Here is a 14,687-nt window from a genome sequence, read left to right on the forward strand (position 1 = left end):
CCACTTAGCCGAGCGAGGTTCTTGGCCAACTGAGCGGTTTTTCCTATCAGCCGAGCAATTGTCTTGGCTACCCGAGCGACTTTTCCTATTTACCAGAACAATTGCCTTGACAACTTAAGCATCTTTTCTTACTAACTTAATCGCAATAAAAAATGCTCGCCCTCTTTGCAAAAGCATGAGTCGAGCATTTTTTCTATTCTGTGGCAGCAACGTTCTTTTCCGTTTCAGTATGGCGGTTTTTTTTCGTTGCTGTTTGGTATTCTGCTAAACGAGCAGTTGTGCGCCAATAGTGATAGACTAAACGATCAATCCATAGAAGCGCTTCTACTTTCGAAACAGCTGTCTCTAACTCTACGGCATTTTCAACAGAATGCTCGAAATAGGCATTTCGTTTATCTCGTCGTACAGCTGCCATCTCTGATGATGTTTCCTTTAATAGAACAGAAATCTCTGGCAAGCGTTCATCTTCATCAATTATCACTAAAACTTCCTCAAGTACCTCCAACCATTTCTGTGTTAAAGTGGACTGTAGCTGAAAGGTGCTTGGATTTTGCTCTCGTAATGCCTTTGTCAAACGAAGCAAGTGATCAAGTGCATGTAATAGTGAAATATGCTTATGACGATCCTTCGTGGCTGTTGATTGGATAGCATCCATAAACAGACGTGTTTTTTCAATCGCATCATCAATCAGAGTTAATTTACTTTCAGCTTCTGTTGTCATCTTTTTACTTTGAATAAGGGATACGATTACTGTTGTTAATTCCTTTGTAATGTCCTGAAGGGTATTAAAGGAAACCTCCACAGCTACCCCAGGAATTTTTGCCACACTATCATCCAGATTTCGCGTTAAATGATTACCTTTCTCTGGTATCATTTTTTCAATGGCCCTCGCAAACGGTCGGACAAACGGCACGAAAATAATGGCACCAATGACACTAAATAAAGTGTGGAAAACAGCAATTCCTAATGTTTCATCAAAGCTACCATTTATGAATGTCGTCACATTTTTTGTTAATGAAAACATCAATGTTGCACCAATCGTAACAATAATGGCTGTGGCCACGTTAAACAGTACATGCGTCATCGCTGTCCGTTTTGCAGCTGTTGACGCTCCAATTGCAGCAAAAAGGGCTGTGGCAGTGGTTCCTATATTTTGTCCGATTACTAAATAGGCAGCCTGTTCAAAATCAATAGCTCCTGCATAAAGGGCGGTTAAAGTAGCCGCAATTGCTGCACTAGATGCCTGCATAATGACGGTCATAACTAGACCAAGCACAATTAAAATAAGCTGACCGCCTATAGAATCCGCCTGAAAAGAATCAAATGGAATTTTATCCTGAACGGATGCCATTCCTCCCTGTAATACATCAATACCTAAAAATAGTAAGCCAAAGCCTGTAAAAAGCCCGCCTATCGCTTTAAAATCACGTGGTGCTAATAATTGCACAAAGACACCGAGTGCAATAAAAGGCAATGACATTGTCTGCATATTAATTTTGAAGCCAATAAGCGAAATAATCCATCCTGTGCTTGTGCTACCTATATTTGCTCCAATAATAACACCAATTGACTGTATAAAGGTCAACAGCCCAGCACTTACAAAACCAATCGTAATCAGAGTTGTTGCAGTAGAGGATTGCACAATCATTGTCATTAAAGTACCTGAAAGAACTGAACTAATTGTTCCACCTGTAAATCGATTCAACCATTTTTTAAGAGCATCCCCTGCAAGCTCCTTTAAACCGTTAGTAAGCATGGTCATCCCAAGTAAAAATAAACCAATGCCTCCTAATACATTTATCAAACTACTAACACTCCCTACAAAATAAAATAAATATCATATGTGGCTAATGAACCTATATAATCAAACATTACTTAATATTACCATTATTAAAATTAAGAGGATAGCTAACATTTCTTTTCTTGGGCAGTTTTTTTATAAAAGCTTCATCGTCTCACCACTGATTTACGAAAACATTCACATTAAATTTATGGTAGAATAGAAAAAATGATTTTTTAGGAGATTTAATAATGATATTAACGAAGCAGCAAGCATTACAAGCACTAAATAAAAACAAATTTATCGGTTTTACTATTACAACAGGAAATATTATTATAAAAAAAATTAATAAAACCGATTATAATATATTCGTTTTTGAGGAAGAAAAAGAGAAACCTATGCATTATCTAGGCTCTATTATGAATGTGATGGCAACAATGAGCGACAAAGCTTCCCATAAAGATTTTGTTATTGTGGATCAGCTCCCAGCACAAGAAGAAAAGGAAGAATCAAAAGAGGAAAAGAAGGCTGATTGCGATGAAGTCAGTCGTACGATTACAGAATATGATGGCTTGTATGAAATAACACAGAGTGGTCGAATTATTTCTGTACGTGAAAATCGCCCATTGGCTCGATGCAATGATGAGTATGGCTTTCATATTGTTCGCCTAACAAAGGAAGGGACTGCAACTAGCCATAATGTCTTTGAACTTTGGCAGCAAGCATTTCCGGAGCTTGAACAAAATGCCTTTAAGGGGGCCCTAAAAGCGAAATATGGCACAGGTTGTAAATTAATAGATAAACCAGGTATACACTTTTAATGAAAATATCCTCAGTGCTACTTCACTGAGGGTATTCCTTTTTATGTAAAAAAAAAGAAAGCGTAATGGCCTTCCCTTCATTTTTATGGCTTAAGAATTACTTTTATGCATTCATCCTCACGATCATTGAAAATTTGATAGGCTTTACTTGCTTCCTCAAGAGGTAGCTTATGTGTAATAATCTCCCTTGGATCAAATTCTCCTGCCATTATTTTATCATAAAGCAGCGGCATTAAATGTATAACGGGAGCCTGTCCCATCTTCAAAGAAATATTTCTTTCAAATAAATGCCCTAATGGAAACTGATTGTATTTAGAACCATAAACACCAGTTATTTGAATCGTACCAAATTTACGAACAGCATCCATTGCAATACGTATTGGACTTAAAGTTCCCCCTTGCAGCTTTAATTTTTGTTCAATGGCCTCTACAGGTGTTTTCTTCCCATCCATCCCTACGCAATCAATAACAATATCCGCTCCACCCTTGGTAATTTCTCGAATATAAAAGGCCACTTCATCATAATCCTCTAAATTAATAATTTCGACATTGTTTATTTTCTTCGCATGAACTAAACGATAGTTAATATAATCAACAGCAATTATACGCTTAGCCCCCTTCATCCAAGCAAATTTTTGTGTCATTAAACCAACAGGACCACAGCCGAGCACTACAACTGTATCTCCTTTTTTCACTCCTGCATTTTCAACACTCCAATAGGCTGTTGGGAGTACATCTGACAAAAATAATAGTGCCTCATCCTCTAGCTCACAGGACTCTGGAATGACAAAGGGCATAAAGTTTCCGTATGGCACATGTAGATATTCTGCCTGTCCCCCTGAATAATTGCCATATCGCTCTGTAAATCCAAGATATCCTCCTGAATTCACTTCGAGGTTAGGGTTGGAATAATCACATTGACTCTCCATTTCGTTCTTGCAGTAATAACAATCACCACAGGATACATTAAAGGGCAAAATGATGCGATCACCTTTTTTTACCCTCGTCACCTCAGAGCCAATTTCCTCTACAACCCCCATAGGCTCATGTCCAATCACATAATCTTTATCTGCTGGAACTGCTCCCTTATAGATATGCAAATCTGAGCCACATATAGCCGTAGATGTAATGCGTACTATAATATCATCTTTCTTTTTTAATACAGGGTCTTCTACATTTTTTACTTGTATATCTTTAATACCTTGGTAGGTTACTGCCCTCATATAAGCAACTCCTTTAATGTTTAATTAAAGCAATCGTCTATATTCTCTCCTTGATTAAGTTGTAGTATTCCAATCATCGCCATTTGGTTTCTTTTTCTTTTAAATTTACGATTATCATATTCATTTCTACCTTGCATATATTTTGTAATACGCTGAAAGTTTGGGATGAGGTGGAGAATTTTGCAGTTGAGTGCTATGGTGCTTGGTGGTTTTCTTTTTTTTAGTATTAGCATAGGAGGAGCGATTGCTTGGGTGTTCTCGAAGCTTTTCCAGCATACAACCCAGGGCTTATCATTATTATGTGGTGGATTTCTAGTTGGCTTACTAGTACTTGATATCGTTCCATCTTCCTTTCACCTATATCAACCATTTGGTCTGATCCTTGGCATTATTATTGGTTACTTTATTTTCCGAATATTAGATACTATCTTTCATTCTTCCCATTCACAAAACCCTTCTGTCACCCTACTAGCAATCGCAATGATTATTCACACCATCCCCATTAGTCTTACCGTGGGAAATTTACTAGGAAATGCGGCATTAAGCATTACCATTACAGCATCTATTATTCTTCATCACATACCAGAGGGCTTTGCACTTTCAACAGCACTACTATCTCAGGGAGAACGACTATGGAGGCTTTTTCTTTATTTCATTGTATTCTCTATTTTTTTCAGTATTTTTATATTGATTGGTCAATATTGGGATTTATCTGAAAAAGCACAAGGATTATTGATGGGGATTTCCATTGGCCTCATTGCCACTACTAGTATATCTGAATTTATTTTGCATCATATTCGTTCTGTCACACTAAAATCCTTAATCATCTATGTTTGTCTAGGCTATTTATTAAGCTATGTATTCCATACTTTAGTCGAATAAAAAGCAATCCACCAAGAAAACGTGGATTGCTTTTTTTATTTAATACTTTTTTTCAATTACTAGCATTAATGCACCCAGTAATCATTGAAGCTAATTGCTCAAGTGTTAGCTATCTATTTGGAAAAAAGGTTGTAAAAGAAGTCCCTTTTAAAGCAGGTCTATAAAATAAAAAAAGTCTTATGTTTTGAATTATGGAAATGCTAAGTAATACTATAGTAATTTTTGGCTCATCAATATATTTAATTAGAATTTCAAATATAGGATTATTTTGCTATTATATTTATAACAAGTTTACATTTATTAAAAGAAAGGGGTTTAATACTTGATTAATATATTAGTAGGGGTATTTCTACTAAGTGGTTTCATAGCTGCGATCTTTTTGCTTCTTGCCATTTTTAATTTCATAAAGTTGGATAAAATCAAAGCTATAAAAATGTTGAAATTTACTGGCATCTCAATTGTCATTTTTATTTTGTGTTTCATTGCAGTAGGGGAACTTGGACTTAATAATGCTGAAACTCCTAAAAAAGAGAAGCAAGAAGAAAAGCCTGTGGCGAAGATTGAAACGTCAGACGATGTAACTTGGCAGGATAAAGTGCAAGAGATTGCTGCTCTTAACAATACACCTACTGAAAAATTCGATACTATTGTAGCTTTTGCTAAAAAATATCCTTCGACAAAGGCTGAAATTAAAGAATTTGAGAATTACATTATAGGTGAGTATAAAAACAAAAAATATTTAGCGGATATAAAAGATGAAACCTATTTATTAAGCAATATTTTTAAGGCATATGTTATTAATAGATATTATGGGGATGAAGAAACACCTATTAATGATTTTGTCTATGGATTTTATCAAAATTCTAATAATGTTTTGAGAGGAATCGAATCAAGTAATAGCAACACAATTAAATATAATGAACGGCAAATGGAAAAAGCGCTAGCAGCCATTGAAAGCCCATAAAATGTCACTTTTTTTGTGACATTTTTTTATGTTTAAAACACATACTTGAAAAAGAGATTTTCAAGTTAAAAGGCAAATTCTTTATATCATTATAATAACTGAGTTTTTCATTTGATTTTTTTATATCGGAAGAAGTAGTATGGAGTTGTAACAAGAGAGGCAGTACATATCCACACTATTATATTAATGTAATAATATCAGAGGAGGAATTCATGATGAATTATCAAAACATTACAGTTGCAGGTAGCGGAGTATTAGGTAGTCAGATTGCCTATCAAACAGCTTTTAAAGGCTTTAATGTAACGGTTTACGATATTAATGATGAAGCTTTGAAAAATGCGCAGGATCGGATCACAAAATTAAAACCATTTTATCAGCAAGATTTAGGGGCCTCACAGGAAGAAGTAGATGCGGCATATGCTCGCCTAACATTTAAAAGCAATCTTGCGGAAGCGGTTGCAGATGCTGATCTTATCATCGAAGCAATCCCTGAAGTGGTCAAAATTAAAACTGATTTTTACACTAATCTTGGTAAAGTAGCACCTGCGAAAACTATTTTCGCTACAAACTCTTCTACATTATTGCCAAGCCAATTTGCTGAAGCAACTGGCCGCCCAGAAAAGTTTTTAGCACTTCATTTCGCAAACACAATTTGGAAAAACAACACTGCTGAAATTATGAAACACCCAGGCACAGATATGAAGGTATTCGATGAAGTCGTAGCATTTGCTCGTGCAATCGGCATGGTGCCACTACCATTATATAAAGAGCAGCCAGGCTATATTTTAAATTCATTACTTGTACCATTTTTAGATGCAGCTGAATCGCTATTAGTCAAAGAGGTAGCAGACCCAGAAACAATTGATAAAACATGGATGATTGGTACAGGTGCTCCACTCGGCCCATTTGCCATCCTAGACATTGTCGGCATTAACACAGCCTATAACATTGTAGAAGCAAAAGCAGCTGCGTCAGGCGATGAAAACATGAAAAAACTCGCTAATCTGTTAAAAACAGAGTACATCGACAAAGGCAAACTCGGCCGCGCAACAGGCGAAGGCTTCTATAAATATCCAAACCCAAGCTTCGCAAAACCTGATTTCTTAAAAGGCTAATTATCAAACGATGCACATAGCTATTAAAGCTGTGCATCGTTTTTATTGGATAGAGTTGCTCACTATGACTTCGATTTAGAAATGATTTGAGCCAGCAAATAAAATGATTGGCTCTAGGGCAAACTGATCGGATTTCACCTTAAATTGATCAGGTTTGCCTCTTTTTTGATCACCTTACATAAAAACTGCTTAGGTCAACTTATTAATTGAGCGGCTTCCACCATAAACTGCTCGGGCTACACACTATATTGATCAGCTTCCACCACAAACCGCTCAGGCTACACACTATATTGATCGCCTTCCTCCTCAAGCTGCTCGGATTATACACTATATTGATCGGCTTCCACCACAAACCGCTCGGGTTACCCCTTAAATTGATCGGCTTCCCTCCTCAAACTGCTCGGGTTACACATTATATTGATCGGCTTCCACTCGAAACTGCTCGAGTCACACACTATATTGATCACCTTCCTCCTCAAATCGCTCGGGTCACTCACTATATTGGTCGGCTTCCTCTACAAATCGCTCGGGTTACACACTATATTGATCGGCTTCCTCCCCAAACCGTTCAGGCTACACACTATATTGATCGGCTTCCACTCAAAATCGCTCGGGTTACCCCTTATATTGATCGGCTTCCACTCAAAACTGCTCGGGTTACCCCTTATATTGATCGGCTTCCTCCTCAAACTGCTCGGCTTACATACTATATTGATCGGCTTCCTCCTCAAACTGCTCGGCTTACCACTTATATTGATCAGCTTCCTCCTCAAACTGCTCGGGTTACCCCTTATATTGATCAGCTTCCACTCAAAATCGCTCGGCCACCCATTGAATTGATCAGCTTTTACCCATACTGATCGGCTAGGAAATTTTTTGATCCGCTCCCATCACTATAGGCAACCTTCAGGGTATCGAGAAATAAGCCTTCCCAAAATTTCTATAACAGATTCTGGTTATACGCATAGTATAAACCAACACTAAGAATTACTGATCGGAGGGATTATTATCAGCAATAATAAACTTGCATCGACTAATTTTGTGCTGACTGTCTTACTTCTTTTAGGCATCACAACCTATTATCTTTACAACCAATCACCCATTCAAATGGAACGCTTAGGTAATGTAGGATTTTGGCTGGCCTTCCCATTGTCCATCCTTAATATACTGGTAAGCTTTAAGCTGCTGAAAAATAGGGCACATAACACTCGAGACCCCTTATAACCTACAAAACTCCAAATTGCCGTGAAATTTGGAGTTTGCTTATTATAAAAATAAAACCATATAATCCTCATCAACATATTGCTGACTTACTTTTAGTGCTCTTTTCTCTGTTCCAAAAACCTCAAATCCCAAAGAAGCATACAATTTTTTTGCTGATGTATTTGTAGACACAACCGTTAAATTAAGCTGCTCAATCCCCTCTAATTCCTTTGCCTTATTGATGATCTCACCCATCAAATATCTACCAATACCATGCCCGCGCATTTTTGGAGAAACATAAACAGCAAAGATACTTGCCTTATGTCTTAATTTCTGCTTACTTTCTTGTACTAGCGTTGCAACACCCACTAATTCTTCGTTGTAGAATGTTCCAAATGTGTAAGATCCCTGTGATTCTAACCTCTTTGCAAATTGCTCAAGGGTAAAATCTTTTTCCTCCTCAAAGCTAGAACCAAATGCCTCTGGATTATTTAGTAGCCCTTCTAATCTTATATCCCGATACATTTCAGCCTCTGCTGCACTTAATATTCTAATATCCATGCTTTTTCCTCCAAAAAATTTAATTTATATGTACATCCACTACTCTTTTCCCTAAAATAGGAATATCAGCAAAAAAGGAGAGCTTATATTGAAATCTAATAGTATGATGAAGCATTTTCACACCTTACAAGAGCAAAGAGCTCACTATTTGCCCTCGATTCATGCACTCTCACAGAAAGAGCTATGGTATGGCAGCGAGGAGGGAAAATGGTCTATTGGTGAACACTTCTATCACCTTTATTTAATTCTTAGAATGCTTAAAACAGCGACTAAATGTTCCCTACTCCTCATCCCCTACGCAAAAGTGCGAAGAAATAAGCCTTTTGCCACTGAAATACATGATATTTACGAAGAATATAAACACAAAAAAGGAAAAGGAATGAAGGCTCCAAGAATATTAGTGCCAGCTCAGAAAATTCAATTTTCCTTAAACAGCAAAGATATTGAGCAACTCCTCGTGAACGACACTATGGCTATGAAAAGACTGGTGGAAGGTATTGAGGAGGATATCGCAGGACATATCATTTTTCCTGATCCTATTGCTCATTATCCAAACCTTATTCAAGCTATTCAATTGCTTGCTATACATGAAAGGCATCATTTTGAGATTATAGAAAGATTGATAGGAGCTAATACTTCATGTTTCGAAGTTGACCTAAAAAATTAATGCAAAGGCAATTTTTTTTAGGTCATCTCTAAGTAAAATCTCTAAAGCAGCATTCTTAAAAACCTTTCAAAATGCACGCCTGCCTCGGGCGGAACCTGCTCCTTAGATGTTGCTTCAATCGCAGCAGCTAAAAACGTCTCTGCAAGCTTCATTGACTCCACTAAATCTTGTCCTCGCATCATGCCACCCATAATAACAGATGCAAACAAATCACCTGTGCCTGAATAACTCTCACCATTATAATCACGGATACTATGAAAAGAACGCTCTGCATCAACATACATATTCCCCACATAACGCTGGCCTTTATCCGCTGCTGGTGGATTTAAGCCGGTAATAATAACGTTCGCCCCAGTCACCTGCTGAAGCTGATAACCAGCCTGCTCCAGTGCCTGAAAATATGCTAAATCATTGGCATAACTCTGAAGCTTCTCATACGCCAAACCAGTAAGCAAACAGCATTCTGTAACATTTGGCGTAATAATATCAGCACACTTTACTAACTCTTTCATACGATCAAGCAACTCTCCAGTGAACATTTTATAGACCTCGCCATGATCCCCCATCACCGGATCAACAAGCAGCGTCGTTTCATTTGAGTGAAACACACTTAAAAAACGAAAAATATTATCAATTTGCTCCTTACCTGTAACAAAGCCTGTGTGAATTCCATCAAAGGTTGCTCCAAGCTTACTCCACTCATCCACAAAGTAATCCATCTTTGACGTTAAATCCTCACAATAAAAGCTTGAGTACCCTGTTTGTGCAGTTAAAATTGCAGTCGGCAAAGGCACTGCCTGAATACCCATCACAGATAGCACAGGCATTGCAGCCATTATTGAGCACTTTCCAAAGGATGACATATCCTGAATTACAGCAACTTTTTTCATCATACATTCCACCTAACTAATCCTGCTTATACTCTCCCCATCGTATCACAATTAGAAAGAAGCGAAAATAACCGCAATCTGACCCCTACCTTTTTTATAAAATTGGCACTTTTACAACAGTCAGACCTTTGCTAAAGTAAAAATCATCAAAATATTCATCATAGTGAGGAAGATACAGATGCAAAATATACAAAGGCAATCCTATACAAAATCACGCACGAAAACTTTTGATTTAGTGATTACAGCCATTTTAGCTGCACTTGTTTTCGTTGCCACAATGTTTATCAATCTTAAGCTACCATTTGGCCAAGGTGGGCTTATTCATTTAGGGACATCTATGCTTTTCATCTCAGCGATTTTATTCGGTTCTAAAAAAGGGGCACTTGCTGGAGCAATTGGAATGGGCTTATTCGATATCGTAGGTGGCTGGTTAATTTGGGCACCAACTACTATTATTTCGCGCGCATTACAGGGCTTTATCGTTGGTAAAATTGCTTGGTCTCAAGGATATAGCGGCGACAATATTGGACTAAACATTTTAGGAGCAGTCGTGTCCATGCCTGCGATGATTGCCATTTATTATATTGGGCAAGCAATAATGTTTAATAGCTGGATCGCACCATTAGCATCCATTCCTGGAGATGTTATCCAAAATATTGTCGGGTTAATTATCGCGATTCCTGTATGTATCGTGCTGAAAAAAACACCATACTTCAAAAAGAATTTTTAATTTAAAACAAACACGCTATCTTGCTGTTGTGCTTTCAGCAAGGATGGCGTGTTTTTTGAATTTTTTCAAATGGCAAGAATGTAGAGTTTTTTTCATACTATATCTTGGAGGTGAAAAAATGCCAAGAGTAAAATACATTGATAATGACGTTTCCTTAGTGGCAAGAATGATGAGAGCTGAAGCGGTAGGTGAAGGAAACCAAGGAATGCTGTATGTTGGCAATGTCATTGTGAATCGACTTGTATCAAATTGTTTAGACTTTAAAGATTTAAGAACAATTGAAGATGTTATTTATCAGGTACAGGGAGGAAATTTTTCTTTTGAAGCTGTTCAAAAAGGGAATTTATTTTACCAAAGAGCGCGATCTTCTGAAAAAAGATTAGCAAAACAGACTTTGGATTATTGGAGACAACATCCAGCCAAATATGCACTTTGGTACTTCAATCCATATGCCCCATGTCCCCCAACATGGTATGGTCAACCGTTTACTGGGCAATTTAAGAACCATTGTTTCTATGAACCAGCTCCAGATACTTGTGAAGGTGTTTATACGGGATAGATAACGTAATAGTAATGCTACAAGTACAACCATTTTTACAGAAAGAAATCTTATATATTTAATGTATTTTTCCTCATAAACGACTATTTTAAAACCACACATTTCACTTTGCTAAAGTCAGAAATGTGTGGTGTAGTTATTTACTATTCCTAAAAAAGATCCATCGGCATATTTTCCATAAATCCCCTTACTTCTCGAATACCAGGAAGCTCACTTTCTACAAGTTCCACTCCTAGAATTTTTGCAAGCGGTTGAAGCATCGGTCTTACTTCTTTAGAGACAAATATTTTACTTGGTCTTACCTCTAAACCTTGTAAAAATGCCCAGAAAAAGCTTTGTGCCATTGGGGGCGTTTTCGGCATAGAGACTACCTCATGTCCAATCACCAAATTGCTTCCTCGTTCAACGAGTATGCCAACAATCGGATAAACATAGCGATTGGTTTGTTCCATTTCTACACCAAAGGGCATGTAAAATAAATCATATTCTAATTGTAATGCACTTTTAGGCTTTTTCTTATATTGCGCTTTTTCAAACATTGTAATTTCCTCATAGCACTCGAATGTTGGCTTTGAGACCTGAAGTTTCAACAGATAAATTTCTTGTAACTCGCCATCCGTTTTTACTTTAAATGCTGGATATTCATGTGCACCTACCTGTGGATATTGCCAGCCATCCTTCCGAATTTCTGTTATATTAATCATCGTATTGATAACATCAATTAAAAGCTCTACTTCTATATAATTTGGTCTTTCAGGGTGTGTTCCTTCTAAATAGCTACGGAATTGAATCCAATTCTTCTTCCCTCTATATGTCAGCCCACAATCTTTAATGAGCTGATAATCTGCTGGTTCTAACTCATCTCTATCAACAAAATTAACAGTTAATGCATTTAAACTATAGGAAAAATCGCTCGATAAATTTTTCTCAAAAAGAATTTTCGCTAAGCTATCATAGCCATACTCAAGATCAAATACCATTAATCCAAACTCTCCACCAGCAGCTCCCATAACAGAAACAAGTACCTTGTCATTCATATCCCCAAAATCAATCACAATAATCTCATTGCTCTCTAAGTATTGCCACGGCTTTAATTTTTTTAGCTCATTCGCAAGCTCCAAAAGAGTAAGGTAATCAGGTTCCTGACTTTCTAGAAAATCTATAATTCTTTCCAATTCCCTAGCCGCTATCCGTTCATTGATTTCCTCGATATTAATCTTGTTTAATTTCCCCGTATGAATATCACCTGCTCCAGCAATACAAATTGCCTTTTCTGAATCCATTGGTAATTGCACATAACTATCTAACCGAATAATAAATAATTCATTGGTATCAATAACCTGTCCAATCGCTTCATCACCAGACTTTCGGAACCATTTAATGACCAGCTCCTCCTCTGAATCTAAATCCGTGTCATTATCAGGTAAAAATAATATTTTTTCTTTATTCGCAGACACCTGTCCATCTTTTTTAACCATTTCAAAATTAACATATTCCGCATCATCCAAATCAAAGCTTAGCAATAAAAGCTCATCTAATAAATCAAATCTACTTTCCTCCGGTAACAAAAGCTTTCGATAGATTTTCGGCTTTTTCTTGCTCTCTATATGGAGTTGTATCATGATTTAACCTCTTTTCTATTTGTTAAACTGCCGGGATGAAATCATAGCTTATAAATCTGCTCTTCATTGATAGCCAACCTCATAGTAAACCACTTTTTATTAACTTTACTGACAATCTCTCTACGCTGCAAGATTTTATACTCCTTGTTTGCCATGTTTAAATTAAGTAGCATGGTTGCAAGAAAAATAGCCCCCTCCGAAATAATGCTAGATTGGAGCATACAAAATTTATAAAAATGGTATTAAATTTCCTAGAATATTGATTTTTCTTCCTAAGCGCTTAAAATAATAGTGTGAGTTAGTGTTTGAGATGTATAGATTAAAATCCTATACAGAGAACTTTCGGTATATTTATGATACAGGAAAGTTGATATTTTATAATACAATTTTCTAAAAAAACTTCGCAAAGGATGAAATGCATAATGTATGAATTTGTTTGTAAATGCAAGAAAACGATGGGTGCTACTGTTATTTTATCGTTACTATTAGTTTTGTTTGGATGTCAAAATAAAGAAGATACCAGTCCACCTGTCGATGAACCACATGTTGATGATAATGAAGAACTCATTGTTTCTGTATTTGATAACGAAGGCAAAGGTAGTGTAGTGGAGATAAATGCTGAAAAACATGTAGAAAACGAATTAGTTAATAATGAAGAGGTTTGGTTACATGCATCACTTTCAGGCAATAAACAATATCTTGCCTATACAAGTGCAAAAGGTGATGGACCTTGGGAGATTTATTTATTAGACAGAAACGATAAAAAAACTTATCAAGTTACAAATGATACTTTAGGACAACTTATTCCTAGAATTGGGGATGAGGAAGGCAAAACCATCTACAGTGAAATAATAGGGCCAACATACCCTGTTTCCAAGATTGCGAAAATAGATGTGAAAAAGAAGAATTCAATTGTATTTGATACAAAACAGCCTGACCGTGCTGTAGAAATGTATGATACTTCTAAAGACAAAATTATTGGTGCATTTGTCTCTGAGGAAGAGAATACAGCAAGAAGGAAGGCTGCAAATGATGCTGGTGTACCTTTAGGGCAAATTGTCTACTCAATATATGAAATGAATTTAGATGGCGCTGACATGAATTTGGTAACGAATATAAAAGCAGTCAATATTGATTCGATGGCATATGGAGCTAATGGAAATTCTGTTATTTTGGGAGGGGAAAATATAAATGAAGACGAAGGAAGCGGCATTTATCAGTTATCTCTTACAGACAAAACATTAACTACCCTATTAACAGATCAAATGATTAAAAAAAGTAAGAATCCCCTATTATCAGAGATTGGTCAAAGAAGGCTAGCGGTATTGTCAAAAAATGAGCAATTTATTTATTTTTCAGGTATCCCTAAAAATGCAGAAGAAGTTACCGTTGACGGTATAACTTCGAAAATACAGTGTATCTATAAGTATGACTTGGATAATAAAGAAATAACAAAAGTATATGAGTATAAAAAACCAGCTTTTATTACGGATATGACGGTTACATATTAGGGTATGCAGTTGTTCAGTCGAAACAAGATTTATTCCTTTGATAAATAAAAGCTACTAGATGTATTATTGAATATTTAGGTTTAAGAAATATATCCTCTGATATTGTGTCAATTTTGATGTTTGGTTATAAATAATACTAATATTATATTTTGTGAAAAA

General features: G+C 36.5%; 13 protein-coding genes. 8 read left to right on the forward strand and 5 right to left on the reverse strand.

Annotated features, from left to right (window positions below):
* Positions 1 to 193 precede the first annotated feature (193 nt).
* On the reverse strand, positions 194 to 1,804 hold the full coding sequence (locus B2R82_RS15565; protein WP_286925787.1) for a Na/Pi cotransporter family protein: 1,611 nt from the start codon (positions 1,802 to 1,804) through the stop codon (positions 194 to 196).
* 227 nt (positions 1,805 to 2,031) lie between these two features.
* On the opposite strand from B2R82_RS15565, the gene B2R82_RS15570 reads away from it, so the two are divergent.
* A complete protein-coding gene (locus B2R82_RS15570; RefSeq protein ID WP_286925789.1) occupies positions 2,032 to 2,601 on the forward strand; it encodes an NUMOD4 domain-containing protein in 570 nt (189 codons plus the stop codon).
* 83 nt (positions 2,602 to 2,684) lie between these two features.
* Here B2R82_RS15570 and B2R82_RS15575 read toward each other — a convergent pair whose 3' ends face one another.
* Positions 2,685 to 3,824 carry a zinc-dependent alcohol dehydrogenase gene (locus B2R82_RS15575; RefSeq protein ID WP_286925791.1) on the reverse strand — a complete coding sequence of 380 codons (1,140 nt, stop codon included), beginning with the start codon at positions 3,822 to 3,824 and terminating at the stop codon, positions 2,685 to 2,687.
* A 180-nt stretch (positions 3,825 to 4,004) separates the two neighbouring features.
* Between B2R82_RS15575 and B2R82_RS15580 the strand changes: the two genes are divergently transcribed.
* The 3 genes from B2R82_RS15580 to B2R82_RS15590 all read left to right on the forward strand — a co-directional run bounded on the left by B2R82_RS15580 (position 4,005) and on the right by B2R82_RS15590 (position 6,785).
* Positions 4,005 to 4,706 carry a ZIP family metal transporter gene (locus tag B2R82_RS15580; protein ID WP_286925792.1) on the forward strand — a complete coding sequence of 234 codons (702 nt, stop codon included), beginning with the start codon at positions 4,005 to 4,007 and terminating at the stop codon, positions 4,704 to 4,706.
* A 322-nt stretch (positions 4,707 to 5,028) separates the two neighbouring features.
* Positions 5,029 to 5,670, forward strand: a complete 642-nt coding sequence (locus B2R82_RS15585; RefSeq protein WP_286925793.1) for a hypothetical protein — start codon at positions 5,029 to 5,031, stop codon at positions 5,668 to 5,670.
* A 215-nt stretch (positions 5,671 to 5,885) separates the two neighbouring features.
* A complete protein-coding gene (locus tag B2R82_RS15590) occupies positions 5,886 to 6,785 on the forward strand; it encodes a 3-hydroxyacyl-CoA dehydrogenase (protein ID WP_286925794.1) in 900 nt (299 codons plus the stop codon).
* A gap of 1,266 nt (positions 6,786 to 8,051) precedes the next feature.
* Here the strand turns inward: B2R82_RS15590 and B2R82_RS15595 are convergent.
* Positions 8,052 to 8,549, reverse strand: coding sequence for a GNAT family N-acetyltransferase (locus B2R82_RS15595; RefSeq protein ID WP_286925795.1), 498 nt, complete (start codon positions 8,547 to 8,549; stop codon positions 8,052 to 8,054).
* An 88-nt stretch (positions 8,550 to 8,637) separates the two neighbouring features.
* Between B2R82_RS15595 and B2R82_RS15600 the strand changes: the two genes are divergently transcribed.
* On the forward strand, positions 8,638 to 9,216 hold the full coding sequence (locus B2R82_RS15600) for a DinB family protein (protein WP_286925797.1): 579 nt from the start codon (positions 8,638 to 8,640) through the stop codon (positions 9,214 to 9,216).
* A gap of 41 nt (positions 9,217 to 9,257) precedes the next feature.
* Here the strand turns inward: B2R82_RS15600 and B2R82_RS15605 are convergent, their stop codons facing one another.
* On the reverse strand, positions 9,258 to 10,106 hold the full coding sequence (locus tag B2R82_RS15605; RefSeq protein WP_286925799.1) for a pyridoxamine kinase: 849 nt from the start codon (positions 10,104 to 10,106) through the stop codon (positions 9,258 to 9,260).
* Between the two features lie 178 nt (positions 10,107 to 10,284).
* On the opposite strand from B2R82_RS15605, the gene B2R82_RS15610 reads away from it, so the two are divergent.
* Positions 10,285 to 10,836, forward strand: a complete 552-nt coding sequence (locus B2R82_RS15610) for an ECF transporter S component (RefSeq protein WP_286925801.1) — start codon at positions 10,285 to 10,287, stop codon at positions 10,834 to 10,836.
* Positions 10,837 to 10,954: 118 nt separating this feature from the next.
* Positions 10,955 to 11,395, forward strand: coding sequence for a cell wall hydrolase (locus B2R82_RS15615; RefSeq protein ID WP_054770595.1), 441 nt, complete (start codon positions 10,955 to 10,957; stop codon positions 11,393 to 11,395).
* A gap of 149 nt (positions 11,396 to 11,544) precedes the next feature.
* Here the strand turns inward: B2R82_RS15615 and B2R82_RS15620 are convergent, their stop codons facing one another.
* Positions 11,545 to 13,017: a DUF7309 domain-containing protein gene (locus B2R82_RS15620; RefSeq protein WP_286925804.1), complete on the reverse strand. Its 1,473-nt coding sequence runs from the start codon at positions 13,015 to 13,017 to the stop codon at positions 11,545 to 11,547.
* Between the two features lie 422 nt (positions 13,018 to 13,439).
* Between B2R82_RS15620 and B2R82_RS15625 the strand changes: the two genes are divergently transcribed.
* Complete coding sequence (locus tag B2R82_RS15625; RefSeq protein WP_286925805.1) at positions 13,440 to 14,528, forward strand: hypothetical protein; 1,089 nt, start codon at positions 13,440 to 13,442, stop codon at positions 14,526 to 14,528.
* Positions 14,529 to 14,687 lie beyond the last annotated feature (159 nt).

The sequence above is a fragment of the Lysinibacillus sp. UBA6686 genome (genome assembly GCF_002455205.1).
In the GTDB taxonomy this organism is placed as follows: domain Bacteria; phylum Bacillota; class Bacilli; order Bacillales_A; family Planococcaceae; genus Lysinibacillus; species Lysinibacillus pakistanensis.